Here is a 21,392-nt window from a genome sequence, read left to right as displayed (position 1 = left end):
ATGGCGTAACATAAAAATAGCCCCCCGAACCGCAGCTTTGGTTATAACACGGCTCGGGAGGCTTTTCTATTGTTAGTTAATCAGCGAAGCTTTCTGTAAAAGCACATGCAGCACCTTGGCAGATGCCTCACGGGTTGTAGGTGCATTCGGCTGGAAGTAGGAGGAGCCTTTAATCGCTTCTCCGTTGATGATACCTGCTGCACTTACTTTTTCAATACTGTCCTTGGCATAGCCTGCAAAGGATGAAGCATCATGGTACGGTGTACGTGCAGGGCCATCGACTGCTGCTTTGATTTGAAGCAGATCTACAGCTTTACCCAGCACGACAGCAATTTCTTGACGACTGATATTAGCGTTCGGATCAAACTTGTCGCTGCTGCGACCCGTAATCAAACCAGCTTCATAAGCGGCTGCTACATCGCCGGAGTACCAACTACCTGCCGGGATATCACTGAATGGTGCAGCAGTACCCGGTGTCAGGCCGAGTGCCCGAGTTACCAGGGCTGCAAATTCTGCACGTGTCACTTTCTTCTTCGGTGAGAAAGTCGTGTCGGTCGTGCCATTGATCAGCAACTTGTTCGCCAGCGATTGAATTTCGGATTGGGCATACGACGATGAAATATCTTCAAAGCTAACGGGACGTGTCGCCGCTGCATACGTCGAGAAGCCCGGTCGGCTTACCTTGACGACGGTAGATCCATCAGCCTGCTTGGTGAAGACGGATGGAACGGGATAGACATTTCCGTTTGCCGTATAAAGTACACCGGCTGTATTGGAATCAATTTGACCAGGTACGGTAAAGGATCTGCTTATGAACTGTCCTGGAGCAACTTTGAGCGATTGACTCTTGCCACCAGTGACAACATTAGCTTCAAACCCTACCGGGGTGCCGATCACATTGGAGCCTTTCAGCTTACTTGTAAAAGTGCCACTCGCCTCTCTCTGGCTGCTGATTATCACTTCAATGCCTGCACCAGCAGGAACATTTTTCAGAGCGGATACTGGCAAAGCCAGAGAAGAGCCTGTATTGCTTACAATCAAGCTGCTTCCTGCTGCAGCCTTGCCCAACGTTACCAGTTGTGTGGAAGTGAGCGATGCTTTCGTCGTTTGGCCTGCTTGGCTAGTAGCCGACAGTACAATAGCTGTCGGGCTGGAACCTGCTGCTGTAACGGCACCCTGTAAATCTGCATCGGTTACTGTCAGCGACTGTACATTATTGTTCAATGCAACGGCTGTAGTGACAGTTTTAACAGCCTGCCCTTGTTTCACAACGCTTTGAAGTGAAGGTGCAGATGTAGAGACAGGAGTGGATGTGTTCGTTGCAGCAGAAGGTGTAGTATTGCTTCTGCCGCCACCTCCACCACCGCCGCCTCCAACACTACCGCTGGATGCGGCGCTATTATCCACACGGATAGCTTTAGTGGCGGTGAAGAGTTTAGGACCTTTAGTAGTGCTCTCGACTTCGCCTTTTGCATTCAACTCCGGAGCGCTGACTTCCAGCTTGTATACGCCGTCCTTCAAATGCTGAATCACGGGCTGACCGTTAGCATCCAAAACAGATTTTCCATTGTCATCTAATTCGGCGTAACTTCCGTCAATGCCCTTGAAGGAGTAGACGCCTTGTTTGAGGCGTGCATTGTCACCTTGTTCCTTGGAGGTCGTAATTCCATCGATCAGACCGATTAACTTGTCATCTACGCCGTACACATAGAGCGCGATCAGGTTCGTTTTATCCGTAGTCAGGCGGAATGCCAAATCTGTTGAGCGTTGAGCACCTGTACGACTCGGATAAATAATTGGGTTGGTGACACTCAAGTCCTGCAAGCCAAAGCCAGTTGTAGGATTTTCTTTGCCGACATGAACGACGAACGGCAGATGAAGTGTTGGCAGTCCGGCGCTTTTTAGAATAACCTCCCCTTCATATACACCTGTGGCTGCACCCGAATTTGGTTGTACAGACAGGAAGAACGGTTGCGATTTACCGGGTTCTGCTGAGATAGCTCCATTCGCGCCGATACCTTGCAACTGAACGGAAAGGTTGCTTACATCTGGCGTGGAGATTGGCTTCTTGGGATCTGAGGTTACAATATCATGTAAAATATAGCTCGCCTCATACTGTACAGAGTTAGTGGACAGGTTTTTGAGTTGAAGCTGAATCTGCTTCGCATCACTACCAGGTCGTAACACCCCGAAGCTGGCGGAAGGATTGTAATTCACAACCTCCTGCCGATTAAAGTTCTTGTCGAGAATCGTGATCTTTTCAACAGTTTCCAGCAGAGCGGGAGTCTGAATCGCATTAGCGATGTTTACTAGGCCTGCACCTTGGGAATACACATCATATTGGATTTTATCCTCATTGAAGAGTGTAACCGAAGTGTTGGCGAGCGCAGCGCGGATATCAAACGGTGTCCAGTTTGGATGCTGTTGCTTCAGCAGCACAGCAAGTCCAGCCACATGCGGAGACGCCATACTTGTACCGTTGCTACGACTGTAAGCTTGCTCATAAGATGCATCTGGATAGAACTTGGCGAAGGCGGGGTAGGTTGACAAAATGCCAACCCCCGGTGCGCTCACGTCTGGTTTGATGCTAAGCAGTTCATCTCCGTTCGGTCCGCGGGAGCTAAATCCGGCCATCGTATTGCCTGCATTATCTGTACGAATATAATCTGCTCCAAAGGAAACGGAGAACTTCTCTCCCGCGTTGTCTACGATTTGTTTAGCCAGCGCACGACCTTCCTTACCTTTCATGTCAAAGGTGGGAATAAAGTCAAAGCTATCGCCTAGGTTAACGTTCACATAATTGTCTAAGTCTGAAATAGAGGCTGTTAAATCTGCCTGCGTGGTATCACTCGTTTTTGCTTGTCCATTAAAAACGATAACAGCCTTCGCACCGTTTTTTTTCGCATTTGCGATTTTATCCACGAATGCCAAGTTGCCGCGTGAAACGAGGACGATTTTTCCTGCTACGTCTTTCCCTTCAAAATCATCAGGTTGTCCCAGATTCGCATATACGAGCTCATAAGGGGCAGTTCCCAAAATGGAGGCAAAGTCTTCTCTGCCTGTCTCCCAGCCCATCAAATTAAAATCATAATGTACATAAGCATCATCAGTTACGGTCTTTTTCAATTCACCGTTAGCCTCCCAATAGGAGTCACGGGTGACCGAAGCTGTACCCGAGAAGCTTTTGCTCGGCGAAGTGGCTGCACCGACGGAAATCGCCAACTGTGATGTTGCGGGAGAACCCATGGAATAAAAATAGGGGCCTTCCTGTGCCGCATTACCATTCGCTATGACCGCGACTACGCCGGAAAGTACAGCATTATTAATAGCAATGGAGTCGGGGGAGTTCGGATCCTTTTCGGAATCCGAGCCCAGCGACAGGTTAATGACGTTCATACCATCTTTGACAGCGCGTTCAATGCCATCAATGACCTGTGCGGAGGAACCGGAGGAGCGTCCCGTCTTGGTATTGCGTCCAAGCACTTTATACACGTATAAGTCCGATTTATAGGCAATACCCTTTTGCACAATATCCGAGGATTTATTTGCGGCTTTACCGGCAATTGTGCCGGAGACGTGAGTACCATGTGTCGTTCCGCTAAAACCTGTGCCGTATGGGTCATTTTCTTTTTCAAGGAACGGTTCCTCGTAAGGGTCGTTGTCTTGTTCAAAAGAGTCATATCCGCCTTTATAGGCTTCTTTCAAATCCGGATGCTCATAATCGATACCAGTATCAATAACCCCGACCTTGATTCCCTCGCCATTCAATCCTTTGGCCCAGGCTCCAGGAACACCAATCTGGTCCAGCGGTGCGTTATCATAAGTGGCTTCACTGGCTGTAAGTGTTGGCGGGTCCTGTACGGGGATGGAATAATACGTTTTGTTTTCATGAATGGATTTTACACCTGGCAGTTTAGCCAGTTCTGGAATCTTATTGGCTGGTAGTGTGACCTCCAAGCCGTTAAGCACCGTGTTGTACTGGTAATTCACCTGAAGAGAAATACCATGCTCAGCGGCTTGGTCTACGAACGTAGTTTGCTCGGTGGCAATCGCGGATTCCGCTTTTTGCTCAGATTGAGCTGTGAAAGCTTGGAAGCCTGAACGTGCCGCATATTTGTCCACGGCTAAGGGCTCACCATCAAGCTGTACGATGACTCTGACCTGGCGGGAAGAATCTGTGCTTAGCTCTGGCGAAATGAAGGCCGGAGCCGTCTCAATAGTCAATGCTTGCTGAGCTTCCAAAAATGAGTTGATTTGCAGATCTGCGGTAGCAGCAGAACTGACAGACGGCAGAGACAAGCTTACCGTCAAGGCAAGAGCGAGTGATACGACAGGTATTTTTTGCAAAATGATCGGCTTTTTCAAAGATTTCCCTCTTTTCAATCAAAATATGATATGTCTACATACTAGGATTTGAAGCCACTGCCGTTGTTCTCACGCCTCCCTTAATATCTAAAATAATAGAATTGACCACTGGTGACTAACTTGCCAGTTTTGAGGCATATCTTACCATATTGGTGGGATATATTACTATATGTTTTTTATATTTTTAGAAAAAATAAGGGTAACATCACATATAGATTCCATGGAAATGTTATGAATTTACTAGATTATTTTTGAAAACACTCGAAGGGGAATGGGAGAATGCGAGATTTAATGATATAATCTGCATTGGAATTGTTGAGGTTTCACAATCATGTAAAATGCCTAAGGCAAAGGAGTCGATTATGTTGGCAAAAACATTGATTTTCGGGCATAAAAATCCGGATACGGATACCATTTGCTCAGCTATTGCTTATGCAGACTTAAAAACCAAACTGGGTGCGGACGTAGAGCCGGTTCGTCTGGGCGAGGTGAACGGGGAAACGCAGTATGCACTGGATTATTTCAAAGTGAGCGCGCCACGTCTAGTTGAGCAGGTTGCTGCTGAAACGGACAACGTCATTCTGGTCGATCATAATGAGCGCCAGCAAAGCGCCGCTGATATTGACAAGGTACGTGTAACTGAAGTCATCGACCATCACCGGATCGCTAACTTTGAAACAAGCCAGCCGTTATACTTCCGCGCTGAGCCAGTGGGTTGCACAGCCACCATTTTGAACAAGCTCTACAAGGAAAATGGTGTAGCGATTCCGAAAGAAATCGCAGGTCTAATGTTGTCCGCGATTATTTCCGATTCCCTGTTGTTCAAATCCCCAACCTGCACGGATCAAGACGTAGCTGCTGCTCGTGAACTGGCTGAAATTGCTGGTGTGGATGCAGATCGTTACGGATTTGACTTGCTTAAAGCGGGGGCTGATTTGAGTGGTCACACCATTGAACAGTTAGTAAGTCTGGATGCCAAAGAATTTCAGATGAATGGTCGCAAAGTGGAAATTGCTCAAGTGAACGCAGTAGACGTCAACGATGTGCTATCGCGTCAAGCTGACCTAGAAGTTGCATTATCCCAAACCATTGAGGCCAAAAATCTCGATCTGTTCCTGTTCGTTGTAACAGACATTGTGAACAGTGATTCCATTGGTATTGCCCTGGGAAGCCAAGCACAAGCGGTTGAGAAAGCCTATAATGTACAGTTGGATGACAACAAGGCTGTTCTAAAAGGCGTTGTATCGCGAAAATCGCAAATTGTGCCTGTATTGACTGACGCTTTTAACAGTTTGTAAGGATAAAAAATAAGCCTCCTGAACCCCTGCATAATGGCAGTGGAAGCAGGAGGCTTATTTCTATTTCTTCAGTTCTGCCAGGACGTCTCCGATGCGGAATTCAAATGCCAATTTCAACTGATCGCTCATCAGGTGCCAGGCGTTTTCAGCTACAGCGAGATCGCCGCTATGGGTAAATGCATGTGCGGCACCCATGTATTTTTTATACGTCACGGGCACATCTGCTTCAATCAGCCGTTTGGCGTACAACTCGGCTTCGTCAGCCAAGGAGTCCAACTCCGCGGTTATGATCAAAGCAGGAGGGAGATTATGTAGTGATTCTGCAAAAAGGGGGGAAACTAACGGATTCCGCGCCTCCTCTGGTGAGTGCAGATAACTTTCATTAAAGATTTTTGCTACTCGTGGCGGAATCGCTTTCTCGAATTGGGGCTTCAATTTGGGATCTGTAGCAATATCTAATGGTGGGTAATCCAGTACCTGATATACAATCGGAAATTCCTTGCGATCCCGGGCCATAAGACACAGCGCTGCCGCTAGATTACCACCTGCACTGTGTCCCCCGACCGCAATGCGTTGAGGATCTACGTTGAGCACATCAGGATGCTCGTACAACCATTGGGTTACATCATAGCTTTCCTGTAGCGGGATAGGGAATTTATACTCCGGGGCCAAGCGATAATCGACATTAACGACAACGCAATTCGCACGTTCAGTAATGACCGGACACCAGGGATCATCCATTTCGGCGCTGCCCATTACAAAGCCGCTGCCATGGAAATTTACAAATACAGGGAGTGGATCAGCAGACCGGTGAGAAGGTTCATATACAATCACCCTGGAGTCACCAACAGAGGTGGGAATGATCCTTTCTTTCCGATGTACTTTGGGAGAATGCGAAGGTTTGAAATCGGACGCAGCTACCATTCTGCCAGCCGATATGCGGGCAAGTTTGACGAACAGTTTTTGTCTCAGTCTTCGCACCATTTTTCTCTCTCCTCTCTGGAGTCGGTTAGACGCGAACCTTTGACATCTTCAAACGCAGAACGTACGCGTGACAAATAGGTTTGGAACTGACAGATTTCCGACTCACTAAAGTCTGACATCAGACGTGAAGCCAGCCCTACGAAAAAGGGGTCCATCTGTTGAATTTTACTTCTTCCTTTATCGTTCAGGGACACGAACACTCCCCGCTTGTCATTGGGATCGTCATATTTATTAATGAATCCCTCTTGTTCGAGAGAAATAACCATAGAACTGATTGCTGCCCGGCTTACCCCCATCTTTTCAGCCAAAGCAGAAGGAGATGACATTTCATCTCTTTGCGCTGAAAGTACACAAAGCGCGATATATTGCCCGTAGGACAGACCAAATTCACGCGAACGTTTTTCCATGTTTTTACGTATTTCATACGTTATGGAAAATAAATCTACCAAAACACCAATCGGTTTATTGCCACCTGGAAAGAGATTATAGGCCAGTTGACGAATTTCGGAGTCCAAAAAAAAGAACATGCGATCCACCTCGATGTAGTTAATTAGTTAACTGTAATTTAATTAACCACTGGTTGCAATGATTTATACAAACTTTGTTCCGCATTTTTTTGAAAATATATCTGTAAAACGTCACATCCAGGGGCCGATACACTGATCGGGGCCCTGATTCACAAAGGCTTGTATGGAGGGCTGACGCAGGGTACGTCCTTCTTGCCACCGCCATTCACTATATTGAACCTTGGCGGTATACATGGGTTTCACCCAAAATGCGTCTTGATGCCGATCCGGTTTATTGCTAAAAGGTCGCTCCGATATGATATGTGGTAGCAGGCGCTCGGTAAGCTGACGCCAATCTTCCCGAGTCAGCTTACCCGTCCCCACATGCCCGATATAGCGCAGCATTCCTTGTTTATCATATTGGCCCAGCAACACAGCATTGATAATGCCTCCGTTTAGGGTATAGCCACCGATAACGGCAATGATATCGCCATAATTTTTGACCTTGAGCCATCGTCCGTCCTTTCCGCCCAATGTGTACGGACTATCCAGCTTTTTACACACAATGCCTTCCATTCCTTGGCTGCACATGACCTGAAATAGAGCTTGTCCATCAGGATGAGCGGGAGCCAGTTGAATCCGTTCATTCGGTATGATGATCTGGTGCAGCAGTTCAAGCCTTTCCTGTAACGGTTTAAGATGAACCCACTCCCCGTTCAGATAAACAATATCAAACAACATGTAAGTAGCGGGTACAGCTTCATAGGCTGACTGAATTCGATCCGTCCGACGAATCAGATCCCGTCGCATAATTTCATGGAACGATGGCTTACCGTCGGCACCGAGTGCGATCATTTCCCCGTCCAATATGACCGAATCAGCCTTACAGTAGGAGGGGAAGAAAGCAAGCTCCGGGTATAAAAGCGTTCGTTCATGCTGCTTGCGGTTAAACAGGCGTGTGCTGCCCTGGTCGTGATACGTCAAAATTCTCGTACCGTCCCATTTTATTTCATAACGCCAAAGGCCCGTATCTACAGGTACTTTTTCGCTCAGTTCTGGCTCAAACGGGATGACAGGTTTTATTTCTGTACGCAACGCAACACCTCCCTTGCCTTAATTGGAATAAATATAGTGTCGACGATAGATCCTATTTTATGTGTCAGGATTTTGAAAAATTCGATTCCAGTCGCTCCGAAGTGCAAGATATAGACGAACTAAACCATTTCGATCTATATCTTGTTCATTGGAAGTCGCTTATGGGATTTTTGCAAAATCCTCGTATGTAATGTTTCGCTGATTCCTAAATAGGGGAATGATAAGGATATCTAGCGTCGGCATGAAGTGATTGCAGTAATTCGTTAGCATGGAGTTGTAACGGGATTTTCTTCAGTCAGAAAGGAGATTGGTTTCATGAGACAAATTCGCGAGGAGGACCATGCAGTAGTCATGGTGGATGATGGACAGGTAGTTGCAGAAGTAGGCTATAAATCCATAGATGACCACTCATTGGTCATTGACCATACATTTGTATCCGAGCAGTTACGGGGTCAAAAAATCGGCAAGGAGCTCATCGACAGAGTGGTTGATATGGCAAGGAATCAGCATAAAAAGGTTATCCCTGCTTGCTCGTACGCGCTTGCTCTGTTCAAGCGCCATCAGGAATACAGTGACGTATGGCAGCAATGAATATGGATCATCAAGGCTGCTTAATTGCATAACCGACACAACACCGGAGCGGGTAATCAGACCTTCCCGGTGTTTTTTATGTGTGCATAAAGCTTGTAAAATCAATGCATTCTACCGTTGATATAGGGAAGTAAAGGGCTATTTCAAATGTTGAAGCATATTTTCTGACAGATGGCTGTGAAATTGTTCATACTGTTGTCACTTCACAGGCTGTCCATGAGTTCTATATAATATATTATGGTTATGACTACAACAGTAACGAAAACCTGAATTTAACGAAGGAGACGCTCATGATGAATAAAGCGAGTGAGGACAAGCAGTACGTTCCAACGAGCAATCGTAATTTTACAGCCTTGATTATCACCGTTTCCATTATAGCCAACGTGATTATTTTGCTGCTGTTCTTTTCGCCGATCGGATACCAGGGTAGTGTGAGTTTTGATCTCACTATTTTCCCAAGGCTGAATGCGATTTTTAACAGCTTCACATTTATTTTTCTGGTGGCTGCACTGGTTGCTATTTTCAAAAAGAACATTAAGCTTCATAAAACCTTTGTTTTGCTGGCCTTCGCCAGTACCGTTTTATTTTTATTTTCCTATCTGACCTTTCACTACATTTCGCCGGAAACTGCAAAATATGGTGGGGTGGGTATCCTTCGGCCGATCTACTTTACGCTGTTGATTTCGCATAGCATACTGGCTGCGATTATTGTACCGCTGGCACTGTTCACAGTTGTATGGGGATGGACGATGCAGGTAGCAAAACATCGTAAGATTGCGCGCTGGACGATGCCAATTTGGCTATATGTGAGCTTGACTGGGGTACTGGTGTACGTTTTCATGGCCCCATACTATTAATAGATGTGAACCCCTTGCGGGTTGATTTAGGAAAATGGCGTCTCTGCTGAAGAGGCGTCTTTTTTGTATCCAATAAAAGAAAAATTATTCCTTCTAAATTTATTTTATTGAAAAAACGTTCCTTCTTTAGCGGCATTTCTGCTATAATTTGCCTTAATCAACTAAGAACAAGGGGGTCACCATGTGACAAAGAAAGCGAAAGGCAGGTTACGGTTGCTTGTATCTATGCTGGCGCTGGTTGTACTGCTGAGCAGCTGCGGTGGTGGAGGATCAAAGTCGGAAAAGGTTGACGGAGGGAAAGTAACACTGCAATTTTGGACCATTGCACTACAACCTACATTTACCCCGTATTTCAATCGGGTGATTGCCGATTATGAGCAGAAGAACCCCAATGTCAAAATTGACTGGAAGGATTACCCTTATGATGCGGTAACCAACAAGCTGTTGACAAGTATCGCTAGTAACAGCAGTCCGGATGTAGTCAATCTCAATACAGAATTTGCTAGCCAAATGGGCTCCAAGGGTGCTGTTGTTGATATGAATGAGCATTTATCGCCTGAGGAAAAGGCTGCTTATTTCGAGGGTATTTATAATTCCACAGTCATTAACGGTAAAGCTTATGCGCTACCCTGGTATACCGGTACAGAAGTGCTTTACATGAATACAAAGCTGGTCAAAGCCGCCGGACTGGACCCTGCTCATCCGCCCAAAACCCGGGAGGAATTGTCTGAGTGGGGCCGTCAGATCAATAGAAAAATTGGCAAAGCAGGCTATGCTCAGCAACTTGTATCCAAGCTTTTCGCTGTGGACGGCATTCCCATTCTAAATAAAGAAAAGACATCAGCGGCGTTCAATACACCAGAAGCAGTCACCATGATTGATAAGCTAAAAAAACAGATGGAAGATGGCGTTGTACTCAAGGAAGACGCTGACTTCTCACAACAAGTGAAATATTATGCCGGCGAGCAGGTTGCCTTCGAGCTGGCAGGCCCGACGTTCATCAATTTTATCAAAACGGCAGCGCCGGATGTTTATAAGAACACAATTGCTGTTCCTGTCCCAACTGGTAAAGCTGATGTGCGGCTCTCCAACTCCATGGACCTGGTCGTACCTGCTAAGTCTGCACATGTGGACGAAGCAGTGAAATTTGCTGTTTTCTTGACAAACGCAGAGAGTCAAACAGCTTTTTCTAAAGCGGCGAATACACTACCTTCCACGAAAGACTCCATTAAAGATCCATATTTTACTCAGTCTGATAAATCATTAGAAGCACAAGCCAAGGTAGTATCCGCGCAAAGCTTGGATAAGGCGACAGATTATATGGTCGGTGTGCCTAATGCCAAAGATGTGAACAGTGCCATCGCGCGAGCTTTGCAAAATATTGTATTGAACGGCACGGATACGAAGCAGACGCTTACTGCCCTGGAGCAGGAAGTGAACGATATTTTAAAGCAATAGGTTTGACAGGGGAGTAAATGAATACTCCCCTGTTCATTTATCAAAATCAGGTGGTGATGCAGCATGATCACATGGTTAAGGTCGGCGTCCTTTACGGCCTGGGACTTTATGACGCCAGGACTGTTATTGCTTGCCGTCTTTGTATTTTGGCCTATTATTTACAGCATCCCGCTGGCATTGACAGACTACTCTGTCATATCAGATACCCATTTTGTCGGCTTGGATAATTTTGAAGCGGCGTTTAAGGACCGTAACTTTCTTATTTCGATTTGGAACTCATTGTTGTACGTGCTCATTGTCCCCTTTCTCCAAATTTTCTCCATCCTGATGGCCGTGCTTGTGAACAGCCGTATCCCGGGAATTAAAATATTTCGTACGTCCTACTACATCCCTGTTGTGACTTCGATGGTAGCTGTAGCCTTAATTTGGAGCTGGCTATTGGGCAATAACAGCGTAGTGAACTACTTGCTCATGCAGGTCGGCTTGATTAGCAAAGACATACACTGGTTATCGGACAGCAACTTGGCCTTGTATGTACTGATGTTCATCACAATGTGGAAGGGACTCGGGTATTATATGATGCTCTATCTGGCTGGATTACAAAATATTCCTCAAGATCTGTACGAAGCCGCTAGAGTCGACGGAGCAAGCCGATGGCGTCTGATTGTTCATATTACTCTTCCACTGTTAAGACCTTACGTTTTGTTCTGTACCCTTATATCACTCATGTCAGCTATTCGTGTATTTGATGAAGTATATGTACTAACCAAGGGTGGACCGGGAACGGCCACGTTGACATCCAGCTTGTATATTTTTCAAAAGGGCATGGAGCAGTTCAATTTTGGATATGCTTCTGCGCTTGGCTTAATTGTCGGTGCAATGATTGCCGTACTTAGTATTATCGTATTCCGATTCAATAGGAAAGGCGGTGTCAATCCCTATTGATGAATCTAAAGGATGACAAAATGCTACGCTCATCTCTTCCTAAAAAGGAAAGCAGCCGCATCATGCGCAGTCTTGCTCGAATGCTGAGAATGACGGTCATCTACGTGCTTCTAGTGCTACTCGCCCTCTTTTTAATGGGACCGTTCCTATGGCTGCTCAGCGTATCCCTCATGCCAGGTCGTAACATTTTTTCAACGCCGCCCGCTATTTTTCCGACCTTTATCGATTTCGACAACTATGTTCAGGTGTGGCAGTTCATGAATTTTCCAAAGTATATGCTGAATACGGTCATCATTACGGTGTTGGGCGTTGTGCTCAATGTGGTACTCGCCAGTCTGACGGGATATCCCTTGGCTGTATTTCGTTTTAAGGGTAAAAATCTGGTGTTTACGCTGCTGATTGCCACGATGATTATTCCTTCCTACACCGCATTTATTGTGCATTATCTGACCATTCAAGGGCTCCATCTGGGCAATACATATTTGGGTGTGGTGTTGCCCGGGGCAGTCTCCGTGTTCAACATTTTTCTAATGCGACAGACGTTTATTCATATTCCCACCGATGTGCGTGATTCCGGTAAAATGGACGGCGCTTCGGAGTTTCGAATTTGGTGGCAGCTGGTGCTTCCGCTGGTCAAGCCGGCGCTCGCTGTAATTTCTCTGTTGGAGGCGATGTCGTTCTGGAACAGCTTTCTGTGGCCTATCGTTATTTTAAACGATACGGAGCTATATCCGCTGGCAGCTGCGCTCACGTATCTCAACGGTCAATTTGCCTATAACTTCGGTTGGATTGCTGCAGGCACAATGATTTCGGTACTGCCGATCATTATATTGTTCCTGTTTACACAGCGCTACTATATGGAAGGTTTGGCGGGAGCGGTAAAAGGATAAGCCAGTAGTCATGGCTACGAAGAGCCTGTGAATGGAAGGAGATGATTGCGATGAAATTGTCCAAAGGAATGGGGTCTCATTCGGGTGTAGGATTATCACCGCAGGAGATACAATATTATTTTCGTGATGTGTATGACAGCGGGGAAAGGCTGGTTATCTCCGAACCGCGTCTGATCTGTGAACTGTCCTCTCGCTTTGCAATGAATCAGGAGTATGAAGGTGTGCTGGACCCCGAGGGACCGATCAAGCTTATTGTGCCTCCAGGACCGGGTGTACCGACTGAAACACGGGGAAGCGTGCAGTTGGTGCTCGAATATGACGGAACGCTTGCTGCAGACGGATATCGGTTGGACATTCAGAAGGACGGGCGGATTGAAATCCATGCTTCCAATAAAAGAGGGCTCAAATACGGCATGGATGCCCTGCATCTCCTGCTTCAAGTGGAACAGGAGCGATGTACTCTGCCGGTGATGTCTATTCGGGATGAGCCTTCATTCCCGGTCAGAGGAATTATTGAGGGCTTCTATGGGAAACCGTGGAGTTTCGCGGATCGGCTGGATGCCGTCCGTTTTATGGCTGCGCATCGGATGAACACGTTCATGTATGCCCCCAAGGATGATCCATATCATCGTGAGCTATGGAGAGAGCCGTACCCTGAGGATACGTTTGACCAGATCCGCGAATTAAAGGAAGCCTGTGAACGGCATGAGATTGATTTTCATTACTGTATCAGTCCAGGGAACGACCTAAGCTTTGGCAGCGATGAAGATTTCCTTAAATTGACGGAAAAGCTGGCGGCCGTGATTGCGATTGGCGTACGTCATTTTTCTGTATTAATGGATGATATTGATTATGTACTCAAAGGGGAAAATCGACATTTGTTGGGCCGCTCGGGTCACGCTCATGTCTTTTTGACGAACAAGGTTCACACATGGCTGGCTGAACGGCTGCCTGAGTTTACACTGACAGTCTGTCCTTCGGAATATTGGTCGTATTGGGATACCGAATACAAAAAGGACTTCCGTGAGCGGCTGCATCCGGAGATTAAGGTGTTCTGGACGGGGTACTTTGTTTTTGCCCCACAGATTAGTCGCGAGCACGCCGCCAATAATCATGCGTTCTTCGGACATGAGCTGTGGCTGTGGGATAACATCCCGGTGAATGATTGTGACCATGATCGGTTATTCCTTGATCCGCTGCGCGGACGGTATTCCGGGCTACCAGACTGCGGACATACCGGTATGGTGGCCAACCCGATGAATCAGTGGGAATGCTCCAAAGTAACGCTCATTACGATGTCCCACTATATGTGGAACAGTGAACGGTATATGCCTGAGCTATCTTGGCAATGGGCTGCGCGGGAGTTAGCGGGAGAGCGTGCGGATGAACTGATGTTTTTTTGTCGTCAAAACAGGAACAGCCGACTGGGCGGCAGCGCGTATGAGGACGTGGATCTTGCTTTGCAAATGCGCGATATCCCTGCGCTGGATATGTACTTTGAGCGGCTGCTTCAGGCGGTGAGCGTCCTACGGAACGTGCCTGCCGATGATCTAGCCGCAGGGTTCGTGTCCCAGGCTGCGCCGTGGCTGGAGCGTGCCGAGCTGGACGCGGGCCTGTGGCAGGTGCTGCGTCAAGCTGCGCTCAGCAGCGAGCGACAGGACGATGCACAGTCCGGGGAGAGCAGCACGCCGAGCGAAGCAGTTGACGGGCAAGATCCGTCGCCTCTGACGGACGAAATCGCAGGAGAACTGCGACGCGGTATCACTGCTTGCTTAGAAGCGGAGGCTCGGCTGGGTAGCAATCCGGCGATCCGTGCTGCCGCGCAGTGGGGTTATGTCGATCAGGACGAACAAGGCAAATATCGACTGATCTTGTGAGTGTTTGCGATGGATTAAGAAACCAAGGCAGCATAGCTGCCCTGAAAATAATCATTTGCCGTTAGGATAACGGTAATTTTCAGGAGAGGTGGAACGTACGGTGAAGTCAAGCACCCGATTACTTTTTATACCGCTGGATGAGCGGCCCTGTAATTATCAATTTCCTTATTTACTGGCACAGGGTACAGACTTGGAAATGGAGCTACCCCCATTAGAATGGATGGGACAAAAGAAAACCCCTGGCGATACGACCAGACTATGGGCATGGCTTGAAGAACGCGCGGCTACTGCTGATGGAGCTATTGTTGCGATGGATACGTTGCTGTACGGAGGAATCGTACCTTCTCGACTACACGGTATGTCGAGCGAGCAGGTCAGAGATAGAGTGAATCGGCTTCGCAGGCTAAAGCAACTATATCCGCAACTGACTCTGTATGCATTTCAACTAATTATGCGTTGTCCGCAATACTCTTTGGCTGATGAAGAACCGGATTACTATGCCGATTGGGGGCGTGAGATATTCCGAAAGGGCTTCATTGAGCATCGTCAGGAGCTGGGGATCGCTACCGCTGAAGAGTTGCTCGAATTAGCTGATATAAACGAGCGTTTGCCAATGGAAATACTGGATGATTACTTGGGGCGTCGCCATGTGAATTTGGAGGCTAATGAAGTTGCACTGGATCTCGTAGCAGAAGGTATCATTGATTTTATGATTATCCCACAGGATGATTCGGCTCCCTACGGCTATACCGCCAAGGATCAGCAGCGGCTAAGAAGTCGTATTTCTGAGCTTGGGCTGGATTTGAATGTATACATGTACCCGGGGGCAGATGAAGTGGGTTGTACGTTGCTGGCTCGTTGGGTTAACAAGATGAATAATGTAGTCCCACTGGTGTATCCCCGATTGTCTGCTTTGCAGGGGGCATTCGTAGTTCCGCTTTTTGAAGATCGCTATTTTTACGAAACCTTAAAATATCAGATTATGGCGGCAGGTGGGCTGATAGCTTCCTCAGCAACGGAGGCTGATTTGATTTTGTTGGCTAACACACCCGGTGACACGATGGCAGAGGCTTCATCCCAGCAGCGTGCAATGACCGGATATGATGTACATCGGAATGTAGTAGAGCTGGTTGAGTACGGTTCTTATATGCTGCAATATACAGGTCAAAATGTTGCAGTTGCTGATGTGGGCTACGCCAACGGCGCAGATCTCAAGCTACTTAGACTATTAAAGCAAAAAGGACTGCTTTTTAAGCTGGCAGGTTATGCAGGCTGGAATACCAGTTCTAACACGCTGGGCACCGTCATTGCCCAGTCTATGCTGTATACCCACTATGGTTCTACGGAGGAACATTTGGATTTTCTGTCGCTGCGCTACGCGGAGGATGCCTGTTATTGCGCTGTGGTACGTACGGCTATGAATAACGGGATTGTGGAGCAGATGGGTTTTACCAAGTTTATGCTCGATGGACCGAGAGGCTCGGTAGCTGCGGTTATTCGCGGACGGCTGGAGCAGGCACTCAATGAATATGTGAACGGGCCGGAAGGCCGCGTGGAAATTACAGATTGCTACATGCCGTGGAACCGCACCTTTGAAGTCGGATTAACCGTACGGCATCATGCCGAGAAGAGAGGGTGATTCCTATGGGAATGGAAGGTGTATTATCCAAAGTTCAGCACGGACTGATCGTATCCTGTCAGGCGCTACCAGGAGAACCGTTACATGGAGCAGATTCTATGGTCAAAATGGCGTGTGCCGCACAGCAAGGTGGAGCTGTAGCGATTCGCGCCAATGGCGCATCGGATGTACGTGCGATTAAACAGGCGATTTCGCTACCAGTGATTGGCTTGATTAAGCGGGATTATGATGATTCTGATATTTACATTACGCCCACCCTTCGTGAAATGGAGGAACTGGTGGAGGCAGGCGCGGATATCATTGCGCTGGATGCCACATTACGACCGCGCCCAGCGGGATGTAAGCTGAAGAGGCTCCTAGATTATGCCCATGAGCAGGGAGTCACTTCCATGGCAGACATATCGACACTGGAGGAGGCGCTTCATGCGGCCTCCCTTGGCGCAGACTGCGTATCCACCACGTTATCCGGGTATACGCCGTACTCTACTCAGATTGAGGGTCCTGATCTGGAGCTGGTTCGGAGAGCGTCGGAACTGGTTCCTGTTCCTTTAATTGCAGAGGGCAAAATCTATGATCCAGCGCAGGTTGAGGAAGCATTCCGAATGGGAGCACATGCAGTGGTTGTAGGCTCGGCGATTACCAGACCCCAATTGATTACGCAGCGGTTTGCCGATGCCGCAAGGAAGGCAGTGAAATGCATCTATGGAGATGAACGACCGAATTAACACGTATTATCCTTCATTAACGAAATCGGAGCAGAAAGTCGCCTTATGCGTACTGGAGCATCCCGCAGATATCATATATTTCTCCGTGACGGAGCTGGCGGATTTTGCAGGTACAGGCGAAACGACGGTGATGCGCTTTTGTCGGAAAATTGGTTTCAAAGGTTATCAGGATTTCCGACTGTCCCTGGCACAAAACCAGACTTATCGTAAAACCGATATGGGCGAGGAGAACATCGACCCAGATAACGAACAAGATATTACGCGTACGGTGTATCACAACATGCTCGATATTTTGCACTCCAGTATGGGACTGCTGGACCATTCAGAGCTTGGTCGTGCGATTGCGTGTCTCGATCAAGCGGGCTATGTTCAATTTTTCGGCGTAGGCGCTTCGGGAATTTCCGCGCAGGATGCTAAAAATCGTTTCTTACGGATTGGGCGCCGCGCCGAGGCTGTGGCAGACGGACATATTCAGTCGATGATGGCGGTATCCATGAACCCGGGTGATGTCGCTATCGGCATCAGTGTATCAGGAAGTACGCTGGATACGAACGATATGCTGCACAAAGCCAAGCAAAACGGTGCAACTGTTATCGCAATTACGAATTATGCGAAATCACCCATTACCTCCATTGCTGATATCGTATTGCTGACCGCAGGCAAGGAAGCGCCGATAGAAGGTGGTTCAATCGGCGCTAAAATTTCACAGCTATTCGTGATTGACCTCATCTGCGAAGGGCTTGCTCGCAAGCACACGAGTCATACCAAACAGATGAAGGAAAAAACAGCGAGGGCCGTTATTGAACGAAGCTATTGAGATTTTTCAGTTGTGAATTGAAAACTGTGCGCTCTGACAGTTCAATGACTTGTGTTTGTGGTGCATATGAATGGCTATTCAGGTATTGCTACTAATAGAAGGTTTGTACAAAGAGCTAGTAAGCTTTTATGTGGGGCAACAAGGAGGTTGGTGTGGTGGCAGCTGCTGTGAACAGAGTCATTGGAATCGACATTGGGGGCACATCGGTGAAGGCCGCCATAGTGGCACCGGACGGATCGGTGCTTGATGAAATCCGGCTGGATACGGACGCTTCCCGTGGACGTGAATGGGTGTTGTCGCGGGTGTCAGAATCTGTGCTCGGATTGTTGCGTTCTTTTGGAGATACCAGCATCGGTGCCCATATAGATGTAGGCGCTCTAGGCATTGCTACTGCTGGCCGAGTAAATGTGGAGAGCGGCGAAGTTGTGTATGCCACAGATAACCTACCTGGCTGGCAAGGTACATCCTTGGTAACGTGGGCTAGAGAAAAACTGGCTTTACGAGCGGTTGCTGATAATGATGCGAACGCCGCTTTACTTGGAGAAGCGTGGCAGGGAGCGGGGAAGGGCAAGCGACGCTTGGTGATGCTCACGTTGGGAACAGGTGTCGGAGGTGCATATATGGAAAATGGCCACTTGTGCAGAGGGACTCATTGGAGTGGCGGTGATTGGGGGCACAGTATTCTATTCCCGGGGGGACACCCCTGCAATTGTGGAAAAAAAGGGTGCGCCGAGCAATATGTATCGGGGAGCGCCCTGTTACGTCGAGGTAGGGAACACGTCGGTAAATTGTACCGCTCAGGGAACGAGATTGTGAAAGAGGCTGCTTACGGTAACCAGGAAGCAATCCAAGTGCTGGATGATTACACCGCAGATTTAGCTGTGCTTCTATCTAATATCTCGGTGCCTCTTGATCCTGAGGCGATCATTGTAGGCGGAGGAGTAGCGGACGCGGGAGAGGTCTGGTGGCCCATGCTGGAAAAGCATCTGCACCAACTTGGAGTTCAAACGGAAGTAAGTCGGGCATTGTTGGGCAATCGCGCTGGAATCATCGGCGCTGCACGGCTTGCATTCGAAATGACCGGGTCCTAGTACAAGAATGAAAGGGGAACGAACCATGACGCAAAAACGGCTTGATACCGACATTGTTGTGATTGGCGGGGGTCTGGGGGGGACATCGGCAGCCCTCGCGGCGGCGAAGGCTGGCATGAGAGTCATCGTGACAGAGGAGACGGACTGGTTAGGGGGGCAGTTAACTTCACAGGCGGTTCCCCCAGATGAGCATCGATGGATCGAACAATTTGGATGCACAGCAACATACCGTGAGTTCCGTAATCGTGTGCGTGACTATTACCGTCAGAACTATCCGTTAACCGAAGAAGCAAGGAATAATCCCATTCTCAACCCTGGGAACGGTTGGGTAAGCCGTCTGGCCCATGAACCACGGGTAGCTCTGCGGGTGCTTGAAGATATGCTCGCTCCCTATTTGAATACGGGGCGCGTTCATGTATACTATCACACCGTGCCTATTGCGGTTCAGACGGATGGGGACTGTATTACTTCTGTAACTGTCCGTACCTCGAATAGCTCTGATCATAAGTGTGGATTTAGAGTGCTGCACGGAACGTTTTATCTGGATGCGACAGAGTGTGGTGATCTCCTTCCAATGGCGGGCGTGGAGCATACGAGTGGAGCGGAGTCGCGGGCTGCTACGGGTGAACCTCATGCACTGGAGTGTGCTAACCCTTTTGATATGCAATCTATCACACATGTGGCTGCCGTAGACTATATTCCCCAGGAAAGCTTCATTATAGAGCGCCCGCAACAATATGATTTCTGGAGAAATTATATTCCTTCCTTTTCCCGTTTTCCGATTTTGAGCTGGTTTGCTACTGACGCGGATGATACCAGTAAACTAAAACAGTTCACATTGTTTCCTAACGATCAGGGCATTGTATCCTTATGGGATTATCGTCGTATTGTAGATCCCTCGATATGGAGCGAACCGCTAAATGATGGTGAGGTAACTCTTTTAAACTGGGCGCAAAATGATTATTACCTAGGGCCATTGATTGGTGTCACCGCTCAGGAGCAGGCAAAACATCGAGAAGGAGCGCGTGAGTTGACTCGTTCATTAATATATTGGCTTCAAACCGAAGCGCCCCGATTAGATGGAGGGTTCGGCTATCCGGGCATTCGACCACGGGGTGATATTCTCGGCACATCTGACGGTCTGGCTAAAACGGCTTATATTCGCGAGTCACGCCGAATTCAGGCCAAGTATATGATATCTGAGTTTGATGTAAGTCGTGAGCTTCGGGGAGAAGAGGGACCCAAGCGATATATAGACAGTGTAGGTGTAGGTAGCTATCATTTGGATCTTCATCCAACTACGGTATCTCAGCGAACATTCTACATCCCTAACTATCCCTATGAAATTCCATTGGGCTCACTTATTCCGGTGAGAGTGCGCAATTTACTTCCTGCCTGCAAAAATATAGGGATGACCCAAATAGCCAATGGCTGCTATCGATTGCATCCTACAGAATGGAATATAGGAGAATCAGCGGGAAGCCTAGCGGCTTACTGTGTCTCCAACGAAGTATATCCCATTGAAGTGAGCCGATCAGCAGAGCATCTTGGATGTTTTCAAAATGTTCTTCTTCGCCAAGGTGTGGAACTACACTGGCCTGCAGAGGTATTCGAGCCAGAGGGAGTCATCAGCTAATGAAGGGGCAACTAGCCCCTTGACTGATTTAAATGAGCTGGAAGATGAACGGATTTATTCTAAAATAAAAAAACAAAAAAAGTGCTTGCTAAGTTGCTTGGCTTTATGATATATTATTTGAGCTGACAACAAAACAGCAGTTTCAAAAGCGAAAAGCTTGGGTGAAACGATCTTCGAAAAAAAGAAAAAAATAACCCTTGCATTTTTGAAACGAACATGATATGATCTTATAGCTGCTGAAAAACGCGGCGAAAGAGAAATGTTTGATCTTTGAAAACTGAACAACGAGTGAGTAAAACGATTTTGTTCGCAAAATCAAACAAGAGATATTTTTATCTCGTCAGTTTCAAAATGAGCTTATCGCTCTTTCTATAAACCGGCTTCGGTTGGTCTTAAATGGAGAGTTTGATCCTGGCTCAGGACGAACGCTGGCGGCGTGCCTAATACATGCAAGTCGAGCGGGGTTGTTTAGAAGCTTGCTTCTAAACAATCTAGCGGCGGACGGGTGAGTAACACGTAGGCAACCTGCCCACAAGACAGGGATAACTACCGGAAACGGTAGCTAATACCCGATACATCCTTTTCCTGCATGGGAGAAGGAGGAAAGACGGAGCAATC

Annotated in this window: 16 protein-coding genes and 1 rRNA gene; 13 read left to right on the top strand and 4 right to left on the bottom strand. The window is 47.7% G+C overall.

Annotated features, from left to right (window positions below; translation table 11 throughout):
• Positions 1-72: 72 nt before the first annotated feature.
• A complete protein-coding gene (locus GRP75_RS07270) occupies positions 73-4,365 on the bottom strand; it encodes a S8 family serine peptidase (protein ID WP_160788962.1) in 4,293 nt (1,430 codons plus the stop codon).
• Between the two features lie 362 nt (positions 4,366-4,727).
• Here GRP75_RS07270 and GRP75_RS07265 point away from each other — a divergent pair, with 362 nt between their 5' ends.
• Positions 4,728-5,663: a manganese-dependent inorganic pyrophosphatase gene (locus GRP75_RS07265; RefSeq protein ID WP_269321404.1), complete on the top strand. Its 936-nt coding sequence runs from the start codon at positions 4,728-4,730 to the stop codon at positions 5,661-5,663.
• A gap of 60 nt (positions 5,664-5,723) precedes the next feature.
• Here the strand turns inward: GRP75_RS07265 and GRP75_RS07260 are convergent, their stop codons facing one another.
• The 3 genes from GRP75_RS07260 to GRP75_RS07250 all read right to left on the bottom strand — a co-directional run bounded on the left by GRP75_RS07260 (position 5,724) and on the right by GRP75_RS07250 (position 8,248).
• Positions 5,724-6,647, bottom strand: a complete 924-nt coding sequence (locus tag GRP75_RS07260; RefSeq protein ID WP_160788961.1) for an alpha/beta hydrolase — start codon at positions 6,645-6,647, stop codon at positions 5,724-5,726.
• Positions 6,632-7,174 (bottom strand): MarR family winged helix-turn-helix transcriptional regulator, encoded by a 543-nt coding sequence (locus tag GRP75_RS07255; protein WP_023986644.1) that lies wholly within the window; start codon positions 7,172-7,174, stop codon positions 6,632-6,634. The genes GRP75_RS07260 and GRP75_RS07255 overlap by 16 nt, the downstream gene beginning before the upstream one ends.
• Before the next feature lie 111 nt (positions 7,175-7,285).
• A complete protein-coding gene (locus tag GRP75_RS07250; RefSeq protein ID WP_160788960.1) occupies positions 7,286-8,248 on the bottom strand; it encodes an ATP-dependent DNA ligase in 963 nt (320 codons plus the stop codon).
• 315 nt (positions 8,249-8,563) lie between these two features.
• Between GRP75_RS07250 and GRP75_RS07245 the strand changes: the two genes are divergently transcribed.
• The 12 genes from GRP75_RS07245 to GRP75_RS07190 all read left to right on the top strand — a co-directional run.
• Positions 8,564-8,839: a GNAT family N-acetyltransferase gene (locus GRP75_RS07245; protein WP_013308402.1), complete on the top strand. Its 276-nt coding sequence runs from the start codon at positions 8,564-8,566 to the stop codon at positions 8,837-8,839.
• 290 nt (positions 8,840-9,129) lie between these two features.
• On the top strand, positions 9,130-9,696 hold the full coding sequence (locus GRP75_RS07240; RefSeq protein ID WP_013308403.1) for a DUF420 domain-containing protein: 567 nt from the start codon (positions 9,130-9,132) through the stop codon (positions 9,694-9,696).
• A gap of 183 nt (positions 9,697-9,879) precedes the next feature.
• Positions 9,880-11,154 carry an extracellular solute-binding protein gene (locus GRP75_RS07235; protein ID WP_160788959.1) on the top strand — a complete coding sequence of 425 codons (1,275 nt, stop codon included), beginning with the start codon at positions 9,880-9,882 and terminating at the stop codon, positions 11,152-11,154.
• Positions 11,155-11,217: 63 nt separating this feature from the next.
• Positions 11,218-12,099 (top strand): carbohydrate ABC transporter permease, encoded by an 882-nt coding sequence (locus GRP75_RS07230; RefSeq protein WP_160788958.1) that lies wholly within the window; start codon positions 11,218-11,220, stop codon positions 12,097-12,099.
• Positions 12,099-12,989 (top strand): carbohydrate ABC transporter permease, encoded by an 891-nt coding sequence (locus GRP75_RS07225; RefSeq protein ID WP_023986649.1) that lies wholly within the window; start codon positions 12,099-12,101, stop codon positions 12,987-12,989. Before GRP75_RS07230 ends, GRP75_RS07225 begins: the two co-directional genes overlap by 1 nt.
• Positions 12,990-13,039: 50 nt before the next feature.
• Positions 13,040-14,866, top strand: coding sequence for a protein O-GlcNAcase (locus GRP75_RS07220; protein WP_160788957.1), 1,827 nt, complete (start codon positions 13,040-13,042; stop codon positions 14,864-14,866).
• A gap of 100 nt (positions 14,867-14,966) precedes the next feature.
• A complete protein-coding gene (locus GRP75_RS07215) occupies positions 14,967-16,505 on the top strand; it encodes a DUF4127 family protein (protein ID WP_160788956.1) in 1,539 nt (512 codons plus the stop codon).
• 5 nt (positions 16,506-16,510) lie between these two features.
• On the top strand, positions 16,511-17,230 hold the full coding sequence (locus tag GRP75_RS07210) for an N-acetylmannosamine-6-phosphate 2-epimerase (RefSeq protein WP_013308409.1): 720 nt from the start codon (positions 16,511-16,513) through the stop codon (positions 17,228-17,230).
• The gene (locus GRP75_RS07205; protein ID WP_028541977.1) at positions 17,208-18,047 is read left to right on the top strand and encodes a MurR/RpiR family transcriptional regulator; all 840 of its coding nucleotides are present in this window, start codon (positions 17,208-17,210) and stop codon (positions 18,045-18,047) included. The genes GRP75_RS07210 and GRP75_RS07205 overlap by 23 nt, the downstream gene beginning before the upstream one ends.
• Before the next feature lie 128 nt (positions 18,048-18,175).
• Positions 18,176-19,138, top strand: a complete 963-nt coding sequence (locus GRP75_RS07200; RefSeq protein WP_071559441.1) for an ROK family protein — start codon at positions 18,176-18,178, stop codon at positions 19,136-19,138.
• A gap of 25 nt (positions 19,139-19,163) precedes the next feature.
• The gene (locus tag GRP75_RS07195; RefSeq protein WP_160788955.1) at positions 19,164-20,774 is read left to right on the top strand and encodes an FAD-dependent oxidoreductase; all 1,611 of its coding nucleotides are present in this window, start codon (positions 19,164-19,166) and stop codon (positions 20,772-20,774) included.
• Positions 20,775-21,167: 393 nt separating this feature from the next.
• A 16S ribosomal RNA gene (locus GRP75_RS07190) occupies positions 21,168-21,392 on the top strand; the annotation flags it as partial.

The sequence above is a fragment of the Paenibacillus sp. OT2-17 genome, from assembly GCF_009827695.1.
GTDB lineage: Bacteria > Bacillota > Bacilli > Paenibacillales > Paenibacillaceae > Paenibacillus > Paenibacillus polymyxa_B.
Note: the sequence above shows the minus strand (reverse complement) of the source record. Positions and strands in the feature narration are given on the sequence as shown.

What these genes read in the sequence shown, in the direction of transcription:
- GRP75_RS07265 (WP_269321404.1), top strand. Translation starts at nt 4,728, where the DNA reads ATGTTGGCAAAAACATTGATTTTCGGGCATAAAAATCCGGATACGGAT.
- GRP75_RS07260 (WP_160788961.1), bottom strand. Translation starts at nt 6,647, where the DNA reads ATGGTGCGAAGACTGAGACAAAAACTGTTCGTCAAACTTGCCCGCATA.
- GRP75_RS07255 (WP_023986644.1), bottom strand. Translation starts at nt 7,174, where the DNA reads ATGTTCTTTTTTTTGGACTCCGAAATTCGTCAACTGGCCTATAATCTC.
- GRP75_RS07245 (WP_013308402.1), top strand. Translation starts at nt 8,564, where the DNA reads ATGAGACAAATTCGCGAGGAGGACCATGCAGTAGTCATGGTGGATGAT.
- GRP75_RS07240 (WP_013308403.1), top strand. Translation starts at nt 9,130, where the DNA reads ATGATGAATAAAGCGAGTGAGGACAAGCAGTACGTTCCAACGAGCAAT.
- GRP75_RS07230 (WP_160788958.1), top strand. Translation starts at nt 11,218, where the DNA reads ATGATCACATGGTTAAGGTCGGCGTCCTTTACGGCCTGGGACTTTATG.
- GRP75_RS07225 (WP_023986649.1), top strand. Translation starts at nt 12,099, where the DNA reads ATGAATCTAAAGGATGACAAAATGCTACGCTCATCTCTTCCTAAAAAG.
- GRP75_RS07220 (WP_160788957.1), top strand. Translation starts at nt 13,040, where the DNA reads ATGAAATTGTCCAAAGGAATGGGGTCTCATTCGGGTGTAGGATTATCA.
- GRP75_RS07210 (WP_013308409.1), top strand. Translation starts at nt 16,511, where the DNA reads ATGGGAATGGAAGGTGTATTATCCAAAGTTCAGCACGGACTGATCGTA.
- GRP75_RS07205 (WP_028541977.1), top strand. Translation starts at nt 17,208, where the DNA reads ATGGAGATGAACGACCGAATTAACACGTATTATCCTTCATTAACGAAA.
- GRP75_RS07200 (WP_071559441.1), top strand. Translation starts at nt 18,176, where the DNA reads ATGTGGGGCAACAAGGAGGTTGGTGTGGTGGCAGCTGCTGTGAACAGA.
- GRP75_RS07195 (WP_160788955.1), top strand. Translation starts at nt 19,164, where the DNA reads ATGACGCAAAAACGGCTTGATACCGACATTGTTGTGATTGGCGGGGGT.